This is a genomic window from Williamsia sp. SKLECPSW1, from assembly GCF_054332755.1.
The window spans coordinates 1,084,802-1,105,193 of sequence record NZ_JBTGLI010000001.1 but is presented as its reverse complement, the minus strand read 5'-3'; the positions used below and the strand labels follow the sequence as shown (position 1 = coordinate 1,105,193).

Here is a 20,392-nt window from a genome sequence, read left to right as displayed (position 1 = left end):
TTTCGTTGTAGATACCGGTATGGAAACCATACCGTCCGGGTCGACAGCACACCGACTGCAGGAGGAAGCGACATGACACGACTCGACGGTTCGACCGTTCTGGTGATCGGAGGGGCGAAGAACCTCGGACTGGCCATAGCGCGACGGGCGGCCGACTGCGGCGCCGACGTCGTGATCGGTGCCCGCGACGGCGAGACGGCCGCCCGCGCCGCGAAGGGATCCGGCGGCACCCGGTCCGTGGGCATCGACGTCACCGACGAGGCGACCATCCGCGATACCGCGGCACAGCTCGGTGCCGTCGACCACGTCGTCGTCACGGCGGCGGCGCATCACAACGTCGCCGTGACCGACCTCGACCACGACGCGACCGTGCGTGCGTTCGAGGCCAAGGTGATCGGTCCGATGCTCGTCGCCAAGCACTTCGCGCCGTCGATGCCGGCCACCGGCTCCATCACCCTGTTCAGCGGCGTCGCGGCATGGAAGCCCGCGCGGGGACTCTCGGTCATGGGCATCACCAACGGAGCCGTGGCTCATGCCGCGAGTCACCTCGCCGCCGACCTCGCGCCGATACGGGTGAACGCCATCTCGCCCGGCATCGTCGACTCGGGCACCTGGGACGCCCGCCCCGACCGCGACGACTTCTTCTCGTCGGTCGCCGACGGTCTACCCGTCGGCCGGGTGGGCACGAGCGACGACATCGTCGACGCGGCACTCTGGGTGATGACCGCAGGCTTCGTCAGCGGCGAGACCATCCACGTCGAGGGAGGCGCACGCAGCGCATGAACACCGTCAACAGCTACGCAGTCGGCGAGAAGGTCGTGGTGGTGACCGGTGCGGGATCGGGGATCGGGCGGTCGATCGCCCGGGCCTTCCTCGCCAACGACGCGATGGTCGTCGTCACCGGTCGTCGTCGAGGACCGCTCGAGGAGACCGTCGACGGCGCCGACGAGGGCCGCGCCCTGGTGCTTCCGGGTGACGTCTCCCGCCGCGACGACGTCGACGCCATGGTCGCCGCGACCCTCGAGCGGTTCGGGCGGATCGACGTCGTCGTCTCCAACGCGGGAGTCCACGACGGCGGCGGCGACATCACCGAGCTGACCGACGAGAACTGGGCGCTGCTGCGCGGGGTCAACATCGACGGTTTCCTCCACCTCGCGCAGGCGACGTTGCCTGAACTCGTGCGTGCCGGCGGGAACCTCGTGGCCGTGTCGTCGGTGTCCGGGATCGCCGGGGACTGGGGCCAGGCAGCCTACAACGCCTCGAAGCACGCGATGACAGGGTTCGTGCGTTCTCTCGCCCTGGACTACGGAGGCCGTGGTGTCCGGATCAATGCCGTGCTGCCCGCGTTCACCCTCACCGACATGACATCGGGGATGGCCGACGACGACGAGGCGTTGGCGCCCTTCGTCAACCGGATCGCTCTCGGTCGACCCGGCGAGCCCGAGGACGTCGCGCCGGCGGTGCTGTTCCTCGCCTCCGAGGACGCGCGGTACATCACGGGCGCTCTACTTCCGATCGACGGTGGCACCTCGGCGTCGACGGGTCAGCCCCACGTCGAGTGAGGGCCTGCTGTTCGTCGCGCCATGGCGAGCAGCAGCACCAGTCCCACGGCGACGTCCCACACGATGATCGTGTAGACGCTGCCGCGTTCGACAGCACCTTCCACGCGGGTGCCGCGCCCGGCGATCACCAGCAGAGCGACGAAACACGCGAGCCCCACCACCCCGGCGACGCGACTGCCCACACAGAACCACCGCGGGCCACCGAGGTCCGCGAACAGGCCGGCGGCGACGATCATCACCGTGTTGCCGCCGACGATCGCGAGCAGCGCGCCGAACCCGTGCAGAGGTGAGGTGCCCGCGTGGAACGCGCCGACCAGGACGTTGCCGACGCCGTTCGTGACCGTCAGCGCGGGGAACACGATCCACGCCCGACCGCGCCGCCCGACGGACCGGGTCAGCAGCAGTCCGGCGATGGCGAAGAGGACGCCGTGCAGGACGAATGCGCCGGAGTTCATCAGCGTCGCCGACGGCGACCGGTCCGGGATCCCGAGTGCACTGATGTAGTCGCGGGCATAGTCGTATCCGGGACTCCGCTGCGCCGCAACGGTCTCGCAGATGATGTAGGCGACACCGGCGAGGAGCCATGCCCACCCGGCTGCCCGCACCGTCACGCGTCGTTGTCGGCGGCCGCGGCGAAGAACCACGCGACGACCAACGCGCCCGGGTCGACGACACCACGCGCCCGGTCGCCCACATAGCTCGCGCGACCTCGGGCTGCGACCAGCTCGCGGGTCGACTCCGCACCGTCGGCCGCTGCCGATGCCACGACCGAGAGCGACGATCCGGCCGCGAGGGCGTCCGCTGCCGGCGACAGCGCGTCGACGAGGGTGTTGTCACCGACCTGCGCTCCACCCAGTTCCTGGATGCGACGCAGTGCCTCGACGACCCCGGTGCGCAATGTGCCGACGAGATCGTCGGAGCCGGCCGCCGCGCGGGCGATCTCGTCGAAGAACACACCGAACAACGCACCGGACGTCCCGCCGGCGCGGACGAGGAACGACGTGCTGATCGCGCGCAGCACCTCGTCGTCGTGACCGCGCAGGGGCAGGGCGAAATGCCGCAGCGCCGCAGCCATGTTCGTGCCGAAGTCGCCGTCACCGGCTTGGCGGTCGAGGTCGGTGAGGTCGTCGACGGACTCCGTCACCCGGCCGACGAACGCACTGAGCCAGTCGGATTCGTCACCGGTCGCCGCGTCGTCGTCGGGTTCGGCGAAGCGCACGTCGACAGGCCGCGACCCGCCGCGAGCGGTCACCGCGGGCCACCCCGGGGCGGCCGTGGGGGCGTCGAACAGATCCAGCATCTCGTCGTCGCAGCCCAGCACGGTGATCGAGAACCCTGCCATGTCCAACGCCGTCACGAGCGAGGCGACGAGGTTGCGACGGACGGTGTACCCGCGGTCGGTGAGCGTACGGACGACCTGGTCGAAGACGACGTTCAGCTCCAGCGGGTGCGTCGCCCCCAGCCCGTTGACCACCACGACCAGATCCGCGCCGTCGGGCGGCTGCAACGACCCGAGGATGCGGTCCAGCATGCCCGCCACCAGTTCGTCGGCGGGTTGCTGCGGGATCCGGTCGACGCCGGGCTCGCCGTGGATGCCGACCCCGAACTCCATCTCGCCGTGGGGGAGATCGAAGCTGGGACGGCGTGCGCCGGGGACGGTGCACGGGGCGAACGCGACGGAGAAACTCCGTGCGGCGGCCGACACCCGACGGCCGATGTCGGCCACAGCGGTCAGGCTGTCGCCCCGTGCCGCGGCAGCGCCGCAGATCTTCTCGACGAGGACGGTGGCACCGGTGCCGCGTCTACCCGGTCCGTCGTCCCCGCTGTCGGTCTCGGTCGCCACGTCGTCGTCGACGAGGACGTACTCGGTGTCGACCTCGTCGCGCACCATCGTCCGCGCGACGCGGAAGTTCATGACGTCGCCGGTGTAGTTCTTCACGATGTGCAAAACGCCTGCACCCCGATCGACATGGCGTGTGGCCGCGGCGACCTGCAGCGCGTTGGGTGAGGTGAACACCAGCCCGGGGCAGGCGGCGTCGAGCATGCCCCCGCCGAGGAGACCGGTATGCATCGGTTCGTGGCCGGACCCGCCACCGGAGACCAGCGCGACGCCGTCATCGGTGCGATCGGTCCGGTACAGGAATCCGGGGTCGGGTTCCCAGGCGATGTGGTCGTTCGCGGCGACCAGGCCGGCGATCGCGTCGGTGAGGAAGCGATCGGGATCGACGGTGATCCAGGTGTGGGGCGCTCGGGTGTCGTCAGACACGCGTGTCCTTCCGTGTGTCGGTGGTGGTCCTGTCCCCTGTGTACTGGCGCCACACGCCCAGCGCGATGATCACGACCGCCGAGACGACGGAGAACCCGATGGCCTGCTGCTGACTCTTGTCGAACGCCATCAGGACGAGCACCGCGACGATGAACACGATGACCGCCGAGGTGAGGTACGGGAACAGCCACATGCGGACGGGTGGCCGCTCCCCGGACGCCCGGAGGGTCCGACCGAGACGCAGCTGACTGCAGGCGATCGCGAGGTAGACGAACAGTGCGACCGCACCGCTCGTCGCCAGCAGGTATCCGAAGATCTTGTCGGGCAGGACGTAGTTGCCGACGACGGCGAGGAACCCGACGACCATAGACAACAACACCGCGACCCACGGGACGCCGCGGCTGGTCAGCGACCGCACCACCGACGGGGCGTCGCCGCGGTCACCGAGGGAGAACATCATGCGCGACGCGGTGTACAGCGCGGAGTTGAGGCACGACGCGACCGCGGTGAGGATGACGACGTCCATGATCCGGCCGGACTGCGGGATCCCGATCGCCTCGAGGACCGACTGGTACGACCCGTCCTGCAACCGGTTGTAGGGAAGCAGCGCCACGACGACGAAGATCGAGCCGAGGTAGAAGATCGAGATCCGCCAGATCACCGAGTTCACCGCGCGGGTGATCCCGGCCTTCGGATCCGGCGACTCCGCAGCCGCGATGGTGACGATCTCGGTACCCATGAACGAGAACATCGTGACCAGCAGACCTGTGATCACCGCACCGAATCCGTTGGGCATGAATCCGTTCGGCTCCCACAACCCCTTCACGCCGCTGACGTCGGAGCCGGGGAACACGCCGACGATCGCGAGTACGCCGACGACGATGAAGGCGACGATCGACACCACCTTGATCAGGGCGAACCAGAACTCGAACTCGCCGTAGTTGCCGACGCTGACCAGGTTGGTCACCGTCAGCAGCAGGGTGACGGCCAACGCCCACACCCACTGCGGCCCACCGAGCAGATTCGCGAGGATCGATGCCGCCGCGGTCGCCTCGACGGGGATGACGAGCACCCAGAACCACCAGTAGAGCCAGCCGACGGAGAAGCCCGCCCAGCGGCCGAGGGCGCGCGTCGAGTACACCGAGAACGACCCCGTGTCGGGGTTCGCGGTGGCCATCTCGCCGAGCATCCGCATCACCAGGATGACCAGGGTGCCGGCCATGAGGTACGAGAGCAGGACCGCGGGCCCGGCCTTCTCGATGGCCGTCGCGGACCCCACGAACAGGCCCGCCCCGATGACGCCCGCGATCGAGATCATCGTGATGTGCCGGGGCTTGAGACCGGCGCCGAGCTGGGTGCCGGGAGTCGACTCGGTGTCCGACGTGGTGCTCATCCGATCGATCCTCGCGCATCCGTGGCGGCCGTGTGGCGTGAGCGGCGAACCGATCGGGCTCTAGGGTCGGTGCATGACGCCAACGAGGTACGACGACGTGCAGCGCGCCCGGGCCCGCACCGCCTACGAGACGCTCGAGCCCCTCAACGTGCTCGCCTACTTCCATCCCGGTATCGGGCAGGCGCAGTCCGACACCGGCCTCGACCCCTACGCCTGGTACGTGGGTGCGCGGGGCGCGCCGCTCGGTGACTGCGTCGGGTCGGTGGTGTCGGCGGCGTTCTTCAACTTCAACCCGGCGATCGTCGAACCGGGGTGGGCGGCCGCACGCCGGGTCGGACTCGACGTGGTGCACGCCCGCCGGGAGGAGATGCTCGCCGGTGCGCTCGGCGACATCTGGGGTGAGCGCGCCGCGAGCGACGAGGTCCGGGCGCTCGCCGACCGCCTGCTCGCCGTCGGCGGTTCGGTGCCGATGGCCGGTCGGACGCTGGCGTCGGCGTGGGCGGAGGCGACCCCGCCCGACGACCCTGCTGTCCGCCTCTGGCATGCCGTGTCGGTGCTGCGGGAGTGGCGCGGTGACGGCCACGTCGCGGCCCTGACTGCCGCCGGGTTCGATCGCGTCGAGGCGGTCGTGTTCCACGAGGCGTCGCACCCCGATCCGGCCGTCCGCAAACGCGGACTCGGCAAGAAGATCTCGCAGCTCACGCGCGGATGGTCGGACGGCGACTGGGACGCCGCGTCGTCGGCTCTACTCGATCGCGGTCTGCTTCGCGAGACCGGCCCCGACGAGCGCGACGCGCTGTCCGATGCGGGCGGGGCTCTGTACGACGAACTCGAGGTCATCACCGACGACGCCGCTGCGGCCGCGTGGAAGGACGTCGACGACTTCGACGACCTCATCCGCCGGATTCGGCCCTACATCAAGGCGGTCCTCGACGCCGGCGTGCTCCCGGGCACGAAGAAGAAATAGCCGACACCGTCACGAACGTCCGAAATCCGCCCCCTGAGTGGGCTCCGTGGTCGTGGTGACCACCCAGCCCGCTCTGGGTGCGGATTTCGGACAGGATGCGACCTCGTCGCCACCGGCTCCGGGAGTCAGGCGTCCTGGATGCGGGCGAATGGGGAGTCGGCCTCGAGTTCGTAGGCGAGCTCCAGCAGCGTGGCCTCGTCGCCGTGGTCGGCGGAGAGCTGGATGCCGAGAGGCAACCCCGTCGAGGTCGACGCCACCGGGAGGGACACCGCCGGTCCGCCGGTCGCGTTGTTCAACGGGGTGAAGGCGACCCAGCGGACGAGCCGGGGGAAGAGGACGTCGAAGCTGTTCGTCGGCGACAGATGACCCAGTTCCGGTGTCGTGTGGGCGACGGTCGGAGAGAGCATCGCGTCGAGGCCGCTGTCCCGGAAGACGCCGCGGTACTTCGCCTCCGAGGCGCGCAGGCGCCACAGGGCCGCCGGTGTCCGCCAGAAGTTGCGCTGGAACCGGCGGGCCAGTCCCGTCGTCAACGACTCCAACTCCGACGCCTCGAAGTCGGGGCTCATGATGCGTCGACCGAACTTCGTCAGGGCGAAGCCCAACAGTGACCAGTAGTGGACGAAGTCGTCCTTGAACGCCACGAGATCCTTCTCGGGCAGCGGCAGCCCGACGGGCACGACCTCGTGGCCCAGGGCCTCCAACCGTGCCGCGGTGGCGGTGACCGCGGCGCGTGTCTGGTCGTCGACGGGCAGTTCGCTGATGGACCGGTCGACGAGACCGATCCGCATACGGCGATCCGACGGCCCCTCCACGAGCCCGATCGGCCTCAGCCGCGGCGCCGGCCGGTACTTCTCCACCTGCGCGGCGAACGTGGCTGTGTCGCGGACGGATCGCGTGAGGGCGCCGTTGTTGACGAGGTTGATCGGCAACTGGCGCGCGTGGTCGTCGGGCAACTCCCGACCACGCGTGAACTTCAGACCGACGAGCCCGCACGCGGCGGCGGGGATACGGATCGAGCCGCCACCGTCGTTCGCATGGGCGATGGGGACGACCCCCGCTGCGACCAGCGCCGCGGACCCACCGGAGGAGGCGCCCGCCGAGAACCGCGTGTCCCAGGGGTTGGCGGTGGCCGGGGCGTCCTCGAACTCGGTACTGGCGTTCAGGCCGAACTCCGGCATCCGCGACTTGCCGAGGCTGATCACGCCGGTCGACAGGTACTGGTCGGTGACCGGCGCGTTCCGCGTGGCCGGCCGCGCGCGCACCGCGCGCGAGCCCTGATCCGACGGCAGCCCGGAGACGTCGGTGTTGTCCTTGACCACGCTCGGGACACCGGCGAACACGCCCTTACCCGGGCTGCGGGCGAACGCGCGGGCGCGATCGAAGTCGGTCAGCGCGAACCCGTGCAGGACGGTGAGGCGCTCGGCGCGGGTGATGGCCGCCTCGACGGCCTCGGCGGCCGAGATCTCGCCGGAGGCGATGCGCGCCGCGACTGCCGTCGCATCGTCGTCACCCAGGGCGTCGTCGGTGAAGGCGTGGACCCGGACATCGGTGTCGGGTGTGGCATCCGTCATCGTCCGACCATATCGGGCGTACGACGCCGACGGCCCCGGCCACATGGCTCGGGTTGGTCGGATTGTTGACAATCTACCGTGCTGCACCGCACCATCGGAGCACTGACCGAGACGACCATGGGGAGAGCACCCTGTCGACACATCTGAACGGGTACCGCCGCGGGGCGTGCGCATGAGCGAGACCGCCTCCGGCGCGCGCCGCCGTGTGCTGGCCCCACTGGTCCAGGAGTCGACGCCGGCGATCATCGCGCGGCAGCTCCGCGCAGCCATCGCCGACGGCGATTTCCCGCCGGGATCGCAGTTGACCGAGAGCGGACTCGCCGCTGACCTGGGCGTCAGCCGCGGCCCACTTCGTGAGGCGATGCAACGGCTCACGCAGGAGGGTCTGCTCGTCAGCCACCGCAACCGCGGACTGTTCGTCATCTCCATGGACGACGACGACATCAACGACATGTACGTGGCGCGCACGGCGATCGAGCGTGCCGCGCTGGCTCAGGTGGTGGCCGGCCACGACGACGCGGACATCGCGGTGCTGCGCGCCGCGATCCACCACATGCAGCAGTTCGCGGACGACCCCAACGGACGCGAGATCGCCGACGCAGACATGGCTTTTCACGCTCAACTCGTCGAATGTGCTCGTAGCCCGCGATTGTCGCGGATGCACGAGACGGTCCTCGTCGAGACGCGAATGTGCTTGGGCGCCATGCGCGGGACGTACGCGTCGGCGCAGGCGCGGATAGACGAACACGCGGAACTGCTGCAGGCCATCGAGAACGGCGACGCGGCGGCCGCCGACAGCTTGATGATCGACCACATGCGCGACGGGCTCTCGCGCATCATGCCCGACGAATCCACGGTCACCGCCCGCACCGTGCCGCCGCCCCACCCGAGCTGACCAGCGCAGGCGTCCGGATTCGACGCACGCATGGACCAAAGGGTCTACCGTCGAACAGTCAGAAAGTCCGGATCGAGACCGCGTCCGGCGAGTCGATGCCCCCGATGGCGGCGGAGGAATGATGACAACCAAGACAGCGTCCGACGGTCCGGCGCCGGACCTACCCGACTCCGATTCTCCGGAGGGGAGGAAGCTGCTGCGGAAGGCGATCGGTGCGTCCGCCATGGGCAACGCCACCGAGTGGTACGACTACGGCGTCTACGCCGCGACGGCGACCTACCTGACCCAGGCGTTCTTCCCCGGTGAACTCGGGACGATCGGCACGATGCTCGGATTCGCGGTCTCGTTCGCGCTGCGCCCGCTCGGCGGCATGGTGTGGGGGCCGATCGGTGATCGGATCGGTCGCAAGGCCGTCCTCGCGATGACGATCCTGCTGATCTCGATCGCGACCGCCCTCATCGGTGTCCTGCCCACCCACGCGGTCGCCGGTGTCTGGGCGCCGATCCTGCTGATCGTCCTGCGCGTCGTGCAGGGCTTCTCCACCGGTGGCGAATACGGCGGCGCGGCAACGTTCATGGCGGAGTACGCACCCGACGCGAAGCGCGGCCGCTACGGCTCGTTCCTCGAGTTCGGGACGCTCGCCGGCTTCGTCATGGGAACTGCCTTCGTCCTGTTCCTGGAGCTCGGCCTGACCGACGACCAGATGCAGACCTGGGGCTGGCGCATCCCGTTCTTCTTCGCGCTGCCGCTGGGTCTCGTCGGGCTGTACCTCCGCAGCCAGATGGAGGACACCCCGGTGTTCCGCGAGATGGAACAGAAGGGCGAGGTCGAGGGGACGGCGTGGAGCCGCTTCGTCGACCTCCTCCGCGACTACCGGCGTCCGATCATCATCATGTTCGGGATGGTCATCGCGCTCAACGTCGCGAACTACACGCTGCTCGCGTACTTGCCGACCTACCTGAAGAACACCATCGGACTCGACGGCAACAACAGCACCGTCACGATGTTGATCGGCCAGCTGGTGATGATGTCGCTCATCCCGTTCTTCGGTCGACTCTCCGATCGGACGGGTCGTAAACCGATGTGGTGGGGTTCGCTCATCGGTCTGTTCGTGTTCGCCCTGCCGATGTTCTGGTTGATGGGCAAGGGGTTCGGCTGGGCCATCGTCGGATTCGTCGTGCTGGGTGTGCTCTACATCCCGCAGCTCGCGACGATCTCGGCCACGTTCCCGGCCATGTTCCCGACGCAGGTGCGCTACGCCGGGTTCGCGATCTCCTACAACGTGGCGACAGCGGCCTTCGGTGGCACGGCGCCGTTGGTGAACGACGCTGTGGTGGAGAACAACTCGGGATGGGACCTGTTCCCGGCCGGGTACCTCATGATCGCCTGTGTGATCGGTATGGTCGCGATGCTCTTCCTCCGGGAGACCGCAGGCACGTCCCTCCGCGGGACCGAGATCCCCGGCGAGGCGACCGATGCCGAGAAGGCGCTCGCCTCGGCCTGAGATCCGCGCGACCGGTAGGAAATCCGCACCGAGAGCGGGTGCCGTGGACGTGTCGTCCACGGCACCCGCTCTCGATGCGTGTCTCGGACAGTCGTGACGGTCTAGCTCGGCCGCTCGAGATCGACGGTGGAACTCGGGAGTCCCCACTCCATGCGACCGAGACGGCTGACGGCGGCGAGCTTGGCGTAGTCGGGCATGCCGTCGTCGGCGAGGATCGCGGGGTCGATGCTCAGCGCGACGACCTCACCCATCACGACGACGCTGTTGCCGACCTCGATGCTCCGGTGCAACCGGCACTCGAACGCGATGGGGGAGTCCCGGACGCGGAGGCAGTCGACGACCGTGGCCGGGGCCGACGCGATGTCGGCTTCGACGAATTCGTCGATGTGCGAGTCGAATCCGGCTGAACTCGCGTTGGCCTTCTCCATCAGCGCCTGGGTGGCGATGTTGATGACGAAGTGCCCCGTCTCGATCGCGTTGCGGGCACTGTCCTTCGCACCCCCGACCGACGTGAACTGCACGACGGGCGGCGATGTCGACGACACCGAGAAGAAGCTGTACGGCGAGAGGTTGTCGACGCCGTCTGCACTGCGGCTCGACACCCATGCGATCGGCCGCGGCACGATCGAGGACGTCATCAGCTGATAGAAGCGGCCGGGATCGACCTCGGCGGGATCGTGGACGATGCGCTCGGTGGTCATGGGACCAGTCTGCCGCAGACCGGGATCGTCACGACGGGCGCGAGCGCCCTGTGAGCGCCGTCCCGATCGCCGAGAGCCGATACAGGACCTCACGACCGTGCCGTGAGCTCTCGACCAGGCCGTTCGCCCGCAACACCCTCAGGTTCTGTGACACCGCACTGGGCGAGACGCCGAACCGCTGGGCCAGGGCCGATGTCGACGTCGGTTCGGAGAGGGCCTGCAGGATGTCCGCTTTCGCGGTTCCGAGGAGTTCGCGGAGCGCGAGGTCGGGATCGACCGCGGGGCCGCCACCGGCCAGCGTGCCCTGACCGCGTGCGGGGTACGCGATCCACGACGTCCCGGTCCGGTACGACTGCCAACTCGCTGCCGCCCGTCGTGTGAACACGCTGGGCGTCAGCACGAGTCCCTGCCCGCCGGACACTCCCTCCGCCTCGACGTAGGACGTGAGGCTCACCTCGATGAGCCCCTCGTCGAGCCACCGGACGCTGTCGGTGAGTCCGTCGAAGAGCCCGACGGCACCGCGACGCACGAACTCGCGACCGCGGTACGTCACGTCGGATTCGAGGATGCGGGCGATGTCCGACCAGAACGGTGCGATCACGGCGGCGTGGTAGTCGCGCAGCGTGTCCGCGACCGTGCGGGCGAGGCGTGTGGGGTCGTCGGCCATCGAGGCCAGGGCGGGTGCGAGCGGTTTCCCCTCCGCCAGATCGACGAGGTCGCGTCTCACCTGGATCGGATCGGCGCGCGCGATGGACTCCACCTCGTGGTCGACCGACGGATGGGCTGACGTCGGCAGCGGGGTCACGAAGTCGGGGATCCGCTTGCCGGACGGCGAGACCAGGGCATCGACGATGTCGGCGTCGTAGGAGCCGGCCACCGAACGCACGTGCGCGTACCAGTCCGCGAGATGGGTGCGTCCCTCTGTTCCCCACCGGAGCGCCCACAGGCTCATCGAGGTCTCGAACATCGGTGAGTAGGCCAGGCGTACGCGCGCGAGGTCGTCGACTCCGAGGTGGTAGGTCAGCATGACGAGGACGACGCTAGGGCGCGCGACAGATCGGCGCCAGACCGTCGCATGCGACGCAGGAGCGATGCCAGGGACGACCGTCCCGGCCGGGCTGGTGTGCGCGCTGCGGCCACCCGCGTACGACGCGCCTCGTCATGGAGGTCCGCGAGGCGCGCGTACATCGCGGCGGCAGCGGGGTCGGCGGTCAGGTGGCCATGGCCTCGGTGGGGATCCATGCGCCCAGCGAAACGTGTGGTCGCGACGCGCGGAATGGATTTAGCGCCGGGCTACATGGTCCAGCGGGAACCCTGGAACCGGAGCGTCAGCCCAGGAGGCGCAGCGCGAGGACGGCGTAGGCGCGTGCTGCCGTGACGAGATCGTCGACGACGACGGACTCGTCGGGTTGGTGAGCCTGGCCGTTGATGTCACCGGGGCCCAGGACGATGCAGTCGACGCCGAGATCGCGGCTGACGAAGCCCCCGTCGCATGCGGCCGTCCAGCCGCCGATCGAGGTCTGCGCGCCGACGGCGGTGACAGCGTCGACGGCGGTGCGGACGAACCCGTGATCGGGTGCGGTCCGGAAACCGGGCATCGACATCGTGACGGTGACGTCGACCTCGATGCCGTCGGTGTCGATGCCACGGCGGCTCACCTCGGCGCGCAGGTCCGCGGCGATGGCCTCGGCGTCCTCGTCGGGCATGAGTCGACGGTCGATGCCGATGGAGCAGTTCGGGGCGACCGCCGAGATGCCCTGCCCGCCGGTGATGGTCCCGACGTTCCAGGTGCCCGCACCGAGGAGGGGGTCGAGGTCGGTCTGCATCGCGTCGTGGTCGGCGCGGATGATGTCGACGACCTTCGCCGCCGCGTCGATCGCGTTCCGGCCGTCCGCCGGTCTCCCGGAATGCGCTGCACGGCCACGGATCTCGACCTCGATGTACGACGCGCCGCGGCACGCGACGACGGTCTCCATCGCGGTGGGTTCAGCGACGACGCAGCCCGCGTACCCGCCGTCGTGCAGCGGATAGGAGGCCGGGTCGCCGACGAGATCCCGGACGCCGACGCCGTGTTCCTCCTCGTCGACGGTGCACACGAGTTGCACCGGTCCGGAGAGGGTCTCGCCCCGCAGGGCGTCCATGGCGGCGACGATCGCGGCGAGCCCGCCCTTCATGTCGGTGGTGCCGCGTCCGACGATCCGACCGTCGTCGAGCAGCGCCGTGAACGGGTCGCCCGACCATCCCGGTCCGGGCGGCACCACGTCGGAGTGTCCGAGGAACATCAGTCCCGGACCGGTTCCCCCGGGGAGCGTCGCGACCAGGTTCGGCCGTCCGGGGGCGACGTCACGGATCTCGACGGTCGCACCGGCACGCTCGGCGGCGGCCCGCAGGACCGCCACCGTCGCGGCCTCCGTGCCACCGGGGTTGACGCTGGGCGCCTCGACGAGGTCCGTGGTGAGCGCGACGATCCGCGCCCCGTCGACCCGGTCGCACACCGACCGCTCACGGTCGGTCACGGCGACGTCGGGCGAGGTCACGGCATCGGTCACGCGACCATCTTCTCAAGGCTCACCGTGAGCCGCCGGATACCCTCCTCGATGCGTTCGGGTGTGCTGGAGGCGAAGCAGAGCCGCAGGGCGTTGCGGAACCGGCCGCCCGGCGACAGCGCCGGACCGGGGATGAAGGCGACGCCGTCGGCGAGTGCGCGCTCGAACAACTCGCGCGTGTCGATCTCCCCGAACTCGCCGGTCAGCGTGAGCCACAGGAAGAACCCGCCCTCGGGGTTCGTCGTCGTCACGCGATCACCGAGGTGCCGGGCGATCGAGTCGAGCATCGCGTCCTTGCGCTCGCGGTAGAGGCCGCGGATCTCCTCGAGGTGGGCGTCGAGACCGCCGCGGGCGATGTACTCGGCCACGATGTGCTGGTTGGGCACGTTGGTGCACGTGTCCATCGCCTGCTTGCCGTTGATGAGCAACTGCCGCAGGGACGGATCGGCGTCGACCCATCCCACACGCCACCCGGGAGCCAGGATCTTCGAGAACGTGCGCACCGAGAACAGCAGCGGGTCCTCGGGGCTCAGGGTGCGGAAGGTCGGGATGTCGGTGCCGTGGAAACGCAGGAGCCCGTACGGGTCGTCGTCGATGATCACCGAGCCCCAACGATGGGCCAACTCCAGCAACGCCTTCCGTCGTTCCAGCGACAACGTCACGCCGGAGGGGTTCTGGAAGGTCGGGATGGTGTAGATCGCCTTCGGCGGTCGGTGGTGGTGCGCGACGAGGTCTTCCATGAGGTCGACGCGCATGCCCTCGTCGTCGACGGGCACCTCCAGCAGCTGCGCCCCGTAGGACAGCGCGGTGGCACTGCCGTTGGTGTACGTGGGCGATTCCACGACGACGAGGTCACCCGGGTCGACGAAGAGCTTGCACGCCAGGTCGAGTCCCTGCATCCCGCCGGTGGTGATGACGAGACGGTCCTCGCTCGACGGGTCCGGGGTGCCGGCCAGGTACTTCACCAGCAGCTCCAGCAGACGCGGTTCACCCTCGGTGGCGCCATAGGTGAACGACGAGCTGTCGAGGATGGACCCCGCGATCTCGCGGAACTCCTCCGACGGGACGGCCTCGTCGGCCGGCGAGCCCATCGCGAACCGCACGATGTCGTGCTTCTGCGCCGCGAGCAGGGACGTCGACGAGTCGATCATCGATCCGACGAGGTCCTTGGCCCGTCCGGCCAGGGGCAGTGTCGGACCCTGCCCCGTCAGGGGCATCTCTGGTCGACCGTGCGCCAGTTCGGTAGCGGTCATGGTCGCGCCTCCTCGATCTCGTACATGGTCGTGGTCACTTGCGGATCAGCTCGCGGGGTACCGAGGTGAACGTCTCGACGCCGGAGGCGGTGACGCGCACCGACTCCGAGACCTCGAAGCCGTACCCGTCCATCCACATGCCGCCGATCACGTGGAAGCACATGTTCTCCTCGAGCACCGCCTCGTCCTCGGTGCGGATGCTGATGGTCCGCTCGCCCCAGTCGGGCGGATAGGCGATCCCGATGGAATAGCCGAGGCGGGAGGGCTTCTCGAGTCCGTACTTCGCCAGCGTCCAGTTCCACGTCGATGCGAGTTCGCGGGTCGCGACGCCGGGACGGATGGTGTCGAGGACGTTGTTCAACCCCTCGATGGCCGCGCCGGCGACGTAGTCGACGTCGGGGTTAGGGGCCCCGATGGCCACGGTCCGCGCCAGCGGACAGTGGTAGCGGTTGTGGGCACCGGACAGCTCGACGACGACCGCCTCGTCCTTCTCGAACGTCCCCTGGTTCCAGGTGAGGTGGGGCGTGTCGGCGGCGGCACCGGTCGGCATCATCGGGACGATCGCGGGGTAGTCACCCCCGAACTGCTCGGTCCCGGTGATCTGGGCCTGAGAGATGACCGCGGCCGCATCGCATTGCCGCACACCGGCGTCGATGATCTCGACCGCCGCACGCATCGCCTCCGAGCAGACCATCCCGGCCTGCCGCATCAGCTGGATCTCGGCGTCGGACTTGATCGATCGCACCCAGTTGACGATCTCGAAGCAATCCACCAGCTTCCACTCGGGGATCGCGTTGAACAGTGCGCGATAGGCCTTCGGCGGGAAGAAGTGCGAGTCCATCTCGAGCCCGACGCTGCCCTGCTTGGACGCGGGGGCGATCAGGTGCCGTTGACGCAACGCCCAGGCGACCCAGTCGAACGGGTGGACGTGCGGGCGGTGCACATAGCTCTCCGGGTACCCGACGATCTGGTCCTCGGGCAGCCACGTGGTGCGGTGGGCGCCCTTGGCGTCCATCTCCCGCAGGAAGAACACCATCTCGCCCTCGATGGGGACGAACAGCATCTGCGGTGTGTAGAACGACCACGCGTTGTAGCCGATCAGGTAGAAGATGTTCGCCGGGTCGGTGACGATGACCGCCGAGAGTCCCTGGCGTTCCATGAGCTCCCGCACGCGGAGCAGTCGCTGGGCGTACTCCGCGTCGGTGAAGAGCTGGGATCCGAGGTACACGAGGCGCCCCTACGTCCGTGGGATCGCGAGGTACTTGGTCTCGAGGAACTCCTCGATCCCGACGCGACCACCCTCGCGGCCGAGTCCCGACTCCTTGATCCCGCCGAAGGGGGCGGCCGGGTTCGACACGAGACCGGTGTTCAGTCCGACCATGCCGACCTCCAGCTTCGACGACAGCCGCAGCGCCCGGTCGATGTCCTGGGTGAACAGGTAGCCGACGAGGCCCCACGGGGTGTCGTTGGCGAGACGGATCATCTCGTCCTCGTCGTCGAACGGCACGAGAGCGGCGACGGGGCCGAAGATCTCGGTCGCCATGAGGTCCGACTCGGCGCTCACGTCGGTGAGGACCGTCGGCGGGTAGAAGAAGCCGGGCCCGTCGGGCGCCGTGCCGCCGCACATCACCGTCGCACCGCGCGCGACCGCGTCGTCGACGAGCTCGCGGACCTTGGTGAGCGCCTTCTCCTCGACGAGCGGCCCCACCTGGGTGCCGTCGACGGCACCGTCACCGACGCGCAGCGCACTCATCTTGTCGGTGAGCTTGCGTCCGAACTCCTCGACGACGCTGCGGTGCACGAAGATCCGATTGGCCGCGGTGCAGGCCTCGCCCATGTTGCGCATCTTGGCGACCATCGCGCCGTCGACGGCGCGATCGATGTCGGCGTCGGCGCAGACGACGAACGGGGCGTTGCCGCCGAGTTCCATCGACGTGCGCATGACCGTGCCGGCAGCCTGCTCCAGCAGCAGTTTCCCGACGGCGGTCGAGCCGGTGAAGCTGATCTTGCGGGCCAGCCCGCTCGTCATCCACTCGGTGACGACAGATCCTGGGTCGTTGGTGGTGACGATGTTCAGGACGCCGTTCGGCAGACCCGCCTCGGTGAGGATCCCGGCGAGTGCCAGCGACGTGAGCGGGGTCAGCTCGGCGGGCTTGAAGACCATCGTGCAGCCGGCGGCGATGGCCGGACCGATCTTGCGGGTGCCCATGGCGAGAGGGAAGTTCCACGGGGTGACGAGCACGCAGGGCCCGACCGGCTCCTTCGTGACCACGATGCGGTTCGCGCCGTCGCCGGTGGTGGTGTGATCGCCGCCGATGCGGACGGCCTCCTCGGCGAACCAGCGGAAGAACTCGGCGCCGTAGGCGACCTCGCCCTTCGCCTCCGCGAACGGCTTGCCCATCTCGGTGGTCATCACCAGCGCCAGGTCGTCGGCGCGGTCCATGATCAACCGGTGTGCGCGGTAGAGGATCTCGCTGCGCGATCGCGGGGAGGTGGCGGCCCACGACTCCTGCGCGGCGGCGGCGGTCTCGATGGCGCGCCGGGCGTCGACCGCGCCGCCGTCGGCGACGGTCGCGATCTCCTCGCCGGTGGCCGGGTTGAGCACGCTGAACGTGGCGCCGGACTCGGCGGGGGTCCACTTCCCGTCGATGAACAGTCCGGTCTCCAGACCGCGGATCAGATCGGCTGCGGATCGGCCGGTGTCGCTCACGGTGTCTCCCTCTCGGTGCTCGTCGGGCTGGCGTGGTCTTCTCGTGCTGGGTCGATCAGTTCGGCGAGATGCGTACTGGTGACGGCGTCGATCGCGGCGTCGACCCCGGCGAGGTGGTCGACCGCCATCGCGCAGCTGAAACCGTCGGTGAGGACGGGTTCGCCGGACCGCCGGGATCGCAGCGCCGGCGCCAACGCCTGCTCGCCGACGGCCATCCCGACCTCGTAGTGTCCCCGCTCGAAGCCGAAGTTGCCCGCCACACCGCAACATCCGTCGGCCGAACGGACGTCGGCGACGCCCAGTCGGCGCAGGACCGAGGCCTGCGTGGACGGCCCGAACACCGCGTACTCGTGGCAGTGGGTCTGCACGGTGACGGCCGACGGCACCGGCGGGGGAGTCCAGCCCTCGTCGAGCATGACGCCGACGTGCGTGGCGAAACTGCGGACGCGGGCGGCGACCCGACGGGCGGCGTCGGTGTGCACCAGCTCGGGCAGATCCTTGCGCAGGGCGGCCGCACAGCTCGGTTCGGGGACGACGATCGGACGATCGGTGCCGTCGTCGAGGGCGTCAGCCGTGCGGGTCAACACCTTTCGGGCGCGGTCGAGCTGGCCCGTCGAGATCCAGGTGAGACCGCAGCAGTTGTCCTTCTCGCACCCGACCTTCTCGGCACCGCCCATGACGCGGGCTGCCGCCGCCGCGACCTCCGGTCGGAAGGCGCGGGTGAACGAGTCGACGAACAGCACGACGGGGGCGTCGTCGCGACGGACCAGTGCGGCCAGTGCGTCACGAACCCGCTTGCGGCGCGCGAAGCGCGGCATCGATCGGCGCGCGTCGAGACCGGCGACGCGGGCGGCGGGGACCGCGAGGCGCGTGCCCAGGACGGCGTTGATCACGGGAGCCGTCGCCGTCGCCATCCGCAGCCAGGCCGGCATCCAGCCGAGCGAGTAGTGCGACATCGGCCTCATGCGGCCCTTGTAGTGGTGGTGGAAGAACTCGGCCTTGTAGGTGGCCATGTCGACACCGGTCGGGCAGTCGGTCGAGCAGGCCTTGCACGACAGGCACAGCTCCAGCGACTCGCGGACATCGTCCGAGCGCCAACCCGATTCGACGTCCGGCGCCGAGCGCAACATCTCCTGCAGAACCCGGGCGCGGGCACGGGTGGAGTCCTTCTCGTCGCGGGTTGCCCGATAGCTCGGGCACATCACGCCGCCGGCGTGCGAGCGGCATCGGCCGACGCCGATGCACGCCTGGGTGGCATGCACGAACGGGTCGAGATCGGTGCCGGCCGGCACGTCGGTGCCGGGCGTGTGCGCCGACCCGGGGATACCGAGGTCGAAGGAGGTCTGCCAGGTGCGTCGCGGGATGCCGGCGAGCGCGAGGTCGTCGCCGATCGGCGCCGGGTCGACGATGCTGCCCGGGTTCAGCAGTGCCTCGGGGTCCCAGATGCCCTTGAACCGCTCGAACAGCCGGATCATCTCCGGCGAGTACATGATCGGCAGCAGCTCCGAGCGTGCCCGGCCGTCCCCGTGCTCGCCCGACAGAGACCCGCCGTGGTCGACGACGAGCTGCGCGGCGTCGCGCACGAAGGCCAGCATCGTCGCGCGACCGGACTCGGTGCGCTGGTCGAACGTGACGCGCACATGCATGCACCCGGCGCCGAAGTGCCCGTACATCACGCCGGTGAGGCCGTGGTGGGCGAGGAGGTCGCGGAACCCCTCGAGGTACTCGGGCAGACGTTCCGGTGCGACCGCCGAGTCCTCCCAGCCGGGCCAGGACTCGTATCCCGCGCCCGCGTCCGGGTCGTCGAGATCGACGAGACGCGACGACAGTCCGGCGCCGTCCTCGCGCACCCGCCACAACATCGCGCGCGCTGCCGGGTCGGCCACGGTGCGGGTGTCGACCAGTCGTCCGTTCGCACGCAGCTTGTCGGCGAGGTCGTCGAGGGCGCCGGCGATGTCGTCGACGCGTCCGCCGACGCTGTGCTCGTCGAGTTCGATGTAGATCCAGGCGTTCCCGTCGGGCAGCCCGTCCACCGACTCCCGCCCGCGGCGGGCGCGCATGGTGGCGACGATCCGCTCGTCGATGCCCTCGATCGCCGACGGCGCGAAATCGAGCATGGTCGGGACGTCGCGGGCGGCGTCGACGACGTCGCGGTAGCCCACGCACAGCAGCAGGGGGTGCTTCGACACCGGCACCAGCGCGACGGTCGCGGCGACGACGATCGCGCAGGTCCCCTCACTGCCCACCAGCGCGCGTGCGACGTGGAACCCGTGCTCCGGCAGGAGATGTGCGAGGTGATAGCCCGAGACCTGCCTCGGGATGCGCTCCAACTCCACACGCAGCGGGGCGAGGTTCTCCTCGGCGAGGTCGCGCAGCGACCGCTCGATCTCGGCGGCCCGCCGCACGGCGGCGGTGTCTGCGGTGTCGGCGGCGCGCAGGCCGGTCGCGGTGGCGACGAGAAGGTGTCCCTCGGCGGTCACGACCGTGACGTCGACGACGTGATCGGTGGTACGTCCGTACCGGACGGAGTGGTTGCCGCACGCGTCGTTGCCGATCGCGCCACCGAGGCAGGCGCGCGACTGGCTCGACGGGTCGGGAGCGAACGTCAGGGCGCCGTCGCTGGCCTCGCGGACGTGCTTCTGCAGGGCGGTGAGCACGAGTCCCGCCTGGGCGGTGGCGGTGGCGGACTCGGTGTCCACGTCGAGGACTCGCGTCATGTGCCGCGACAGATCGATGACGACACCCGATCCGATGGCGTTGCCGCCCATCCCGGTGCCGCCCCCGCGGGGGATCACCGGGACGTGGTTGCGGTGGCACCACGCGACGGCCGTGGCGACCTCGGCCTGGTCGCGGGGGAACACCACGCACAGGGGACGCAGCCGGTAGTTCGATGCGTCGTAGGAGTACTCGGCGCGGCGGCGCGACGAGTCGTCGGCGTGCAGGCCCAGCTCGCGCAGGGCTCTGCCGGCGGCGGCGGCGTCCACCGTCGTCGGCCCGGAGGTGGTGACGGTCATGCGCGCGGCG

The 20,392-nt window shown here is 69.6% G+C and carries 16 protein-coding genes; 5 read left to right on the top strand and 11 right to left on the bottom strand.

What is annotated here, in order from left to right; genetic code table 11:
- Positions 1-72: 72 nt before the first annotated feature.
- Positions 73-783 (top strand): SDR family oxidoreductase, encoded by a 711-nt coding sequence (locus ACXVUM_RS04980; RefSeq protein ID WP_458520734.1) that lies wholly within the window; start codon positions 73-75, stop codon positions 781-783.
- A complete protein-coding gene (locus ACXVUM_RS04975; protein ID WP_458520733.1) occupies positions 780-1,562 on the top strand; it encodes an SDR family NAD(P)-dependent oxidoreductase in 783 nt (260 codons plus the stop codon). Before ACXVUM_RS04980 ends, ACXVUM_RS04975 begins: the two co-directional genes overlap by 4 nt.
- On the opposite strand, the gene ACXVUM_RS04970 is transcribed toward ACXVUM_RS04975, so the two are convergent.
- From ACXVUM_RS04970 to ACXVUM_RS04960, 3 genes are read right to left on the bottom strand one after another with little or no spacing between them, the layout of a single operon-like run.
- Positions 1,544-2,173 carry a DUF998 domain-containing protein gene (locus tag ACXVUM_RS04970; RefSeq protein ID WP_458520732.1) on the bottom strand — a complete coding sequence of 210 codons (630 nt, stop codon included), beginning with the start codon at positions 2,171-2,173 and terminating at the stop codon, positions 1,544-1,546. The two genes, ACXVUM_RS04975 and ACXVUM_RS04970, sit on opposite strands and share 19 nt — an antisense overlap.
- Positions 2,170-3,828 carry a dihydroxyacetone kinase family protein gene (locus ACXVUM_RS04965; protein WP_458520731.1) on the bottom strand — a complete coding sequence of 553 codons (1,659 nt, stop codon included), beginning with the start codon at positions 3,826-3,828 and terminating at the stop codon, positions 2,170-2,172. The genes ACXVUM_RS04970 and ACXVUM_RS04965 overlap by 4 nt, the downstream gene beginning before the upstream one ends.
- Positions 3,821-5,221: an amino acid permease gene (locus tag ACXVUM_RS04960; RefSeq protein ID WP_458520730.1), complete on the bottom strand. Its 1,401-nt coding sequence runs from the start codon at positions 5,219-5,221 to the stop codon at positions 3,821-3,823. The genes ACXVUM_RS04965 and ACXVUM_RS04960 overlap by 8 nt, the downstream gene beginning before the upstream one ends.
- Positions 5,222-5,294: 73 nt before the next feature.
- Here ACXVUM_RS04960 and ACXVUM_RS04955 point away from each other — a divergent pair, with 73 nt between their 5' ends.
- On the top strand, positions 5,295-6,188 hold the full coding sequence (locus tag ACXVUM_RS04955; protein WP_458520729.1) for an SCO6745 family protein: 894 nt from the start codon (positions 5,295-5,297) through the stop codon (positions 6,186-6,188).
- A gap of 125 nt (positions 6,189-6,313) precedes the next feature.
- Here the strand turns inward: ACXVUM_RS04955 and ACXVUM_RS04950 are convergent, their stop codons facing one another.
- The gene (locus ACXVUM_RS04950) at positions 6,314-7,759 is read right to left on the bottom strand and encodes an amidase (RefSeq protein ID WP_458520728.1); all 1,446 of its coding nucleotides are present in this window, start codon (positions 7,757-7,759) and stop codon (positions 6,314-6,316) included.
- Positions 7,760-7,931: 172 nt separating this feature from the next.
- On the opposite strand from ACXVUM_RS04950, the gene ACXVUM_RS04945 reads away from it, so the two are divergent.
- On the top strand, positions 7,932-8,654 hold the full coding sequence (locus tag ACXVUM_RS04945) for a GntR family transcriptional regulator (protein WP_458520727.1): 723 nt from the start codon (positions 7,932-7,934) through the stop codon (positions 8,652-8,654).
- Positions 8,655-8,775: 121 nt separating this feature from the next.
- A complete protein-coding gene (locus ACXVUM_RS04940; RefSeq protein ID WP_458520726.1) occupies positions 8,776-10,158 on the top strand; it encodes an MFS transporter in 1,383 nt (460 codons plus the stop codon).
- Positions 10,159-10,259: 101 nt separating this feature from the next.
- Here the strand turns inward: ACXVUM_RS04940 and ACXVUM_RS04935 are convergent, their stop codons facing one another.
- The 7 genes from ACXVUM_RS04935 to ACXVUM_RS04905 all read right to left on the bottom strand — a co-directional run bounded on the left by ACXVUM_RS04935 (position 10,260) and on the right by ACXVUM_RS04905 (position 20,382).
- Positions 10,260-10,859, bottom strand: a complete 600-nt coding sequence (locus ACXVUM_RS04935) for a flavin reductase family protein (protein ID WP_458520725.1) — start codon at positions 10,857-10,859, stop codon at positions 10,260-10,262.
- Between the two features lie 28 nt (positions 10,860-10,887).
- Complete coding sequence (locus ACXVUM_RS04930) at positions 10,888-11,886, bottom strand: ArsR/SmtB family transcription factor (protein WP_458520724.1); 999 nt, start codon at positions 11,884-11,886, stop codon at positions 10,888-10,890.
- Positions 11,887-12,187: 301 nt separating this feature from the next.
- On the bottom strand, positions 12,188-13,408 hold the full coding sequence (locus tag ACXVUM_RS04925) for a M20 family metallopeptidase (protein ID WP_458520723.1): 1,221 nt from the start codon (positions 13,406-13,408) through the stop codon (positions 12,188-12,190).
- Complete coding sequence (locus ACXVUM_RS04920; protein ID WP_458520722.1) at positions 13,405-14,658, bottom strand: aminotransferase-like domain-containing protein; 1,254 nt, start codon at positions 14,656-14,658, stop codon at positions 13,405-13,407. The genes ACXVUM_RS04925 and ACXVUM_RS04920 overlap by 4 nt, the downstream gene beginning before the upstream one ends.
- A 34-nt stretch (positions 14,659-14,692) precedes the next feature.
- On the bottom strand, positions 14,693-15,886 hold the full coding sequence (locus ACXVUM_RS04915) for a M24 family metallopeptidase (protein ID WP_458520721.1): 1,194 nt from the start codon (positions 15,884-15,886) through the stop codon (positions 14,693-14,695).
- Positions 15,887-15,895: 9 nt separating this feature from the next.
- Positions 15,896-17,368 carry an NAD-dependent succinate-semialdehyde dehydrogenase gene (locus ACXVUM_RS04910; protein ID WP_458520720.1) on the bottom strand — a complete coding sequence of 491 codons (1,473 nt, stop codon included), beginning with the start codon at positions 17,366-17,368 and terminating at the stop codon, positions 15,896-15,898.
- A complete protein-coding gene (locus ACXVUM_RS04905; protein ID WP_458520719.1) occupies positions 17,365-20,382 on the bottom strand; it encodes an FAD-binding and (Fe-S)-binding domain-containing protein in 3,018 nt (1,005 codons plus the stop codon). Before ACXVUM_RS04905 ends, ACXVUM_RS04910 begins: the two co-directional genes overlap by 4 nt.
- Positions 20,383-20,392 lie beyond the last annotated feature (10 nt).

Coding starts and splice junctions, on each gene's coding strand:
- ACXVUM_RS04980 (WP_458520734.1), top strand. CDS start 73: ATGACACGACTCGACGGTTCGACCGTTCTGGTGATCGGAGGGGCGAAG.
- ACXVUM_RS04975 (WP_458520733.1), top strand. CDS start 780: ATGAACACCGTCAACAGCTACGCAGTCGGCGAGAAGGTCGTGGTGGTG.
- ACXVUM_RS04960 (WP_458520730.1), bottom strand. CDS start 5,221: ATGAGCACCACGTCGGACACCGAGTCGACTCCCGGCACCCAGCTCGGC.
- ACXVUM_RS04955 (WP_458520729.1), top strand. CDS start 5,295: ATGACGCCAACGAGGTACGACGACGTGCAGCGCGCCCGGGCCCGCACC.
- ACXVUM_RS04950 (WP_458520728.1), bottom strand. CDS start 7,759: ATGACGGATGCCACACCCGACACCGATGTCCGGGTCCACGCCTTCACC.
- ACXVUM_RS04945 (WP_458520727.1), top strand. CDS start 7,932: ATGAGCGAGACCGCCTCCGGCGCGCGCCGCCGTGTGCTGGCCCCACTG.
- ACXVUM_RS04940 (WP_458520726.1), top strand. CDS start 8,776: ATGACAACCAAGACAGCGTCCGACGGTCCGGCGCCGGACCTACCCGAC.
- ACXVUM_RS04935 (WP_458520725.1), bottom strand. CDS start 10,859: ATGACCACCGAGCGCATCGTCCACGATCCCGCCGAGGTCGATCCCGGC.
- ACXVUM_RS04930 (WP_458520724.1), bottom strand. CDS start 11,886: ATGCTGACCTACCACCTCGGAGTCGACGACCTCGCGCGCGTACGCCTG.
- ACXVUM_RS04920 (WP_458520722.1), bottom strand. CDS start 14,658: ATGACCGCTACCGAACTGGCGCACGGTCGACCAGAGATGCCCCTGACG.
- ACXVUM_RS04905 (WP_458520719.1), bottom strand. CDS start 20,382: ATGACCGTCACCACCTCCGGGCCGACGACGGTGGACGCCGCCGCCGCC.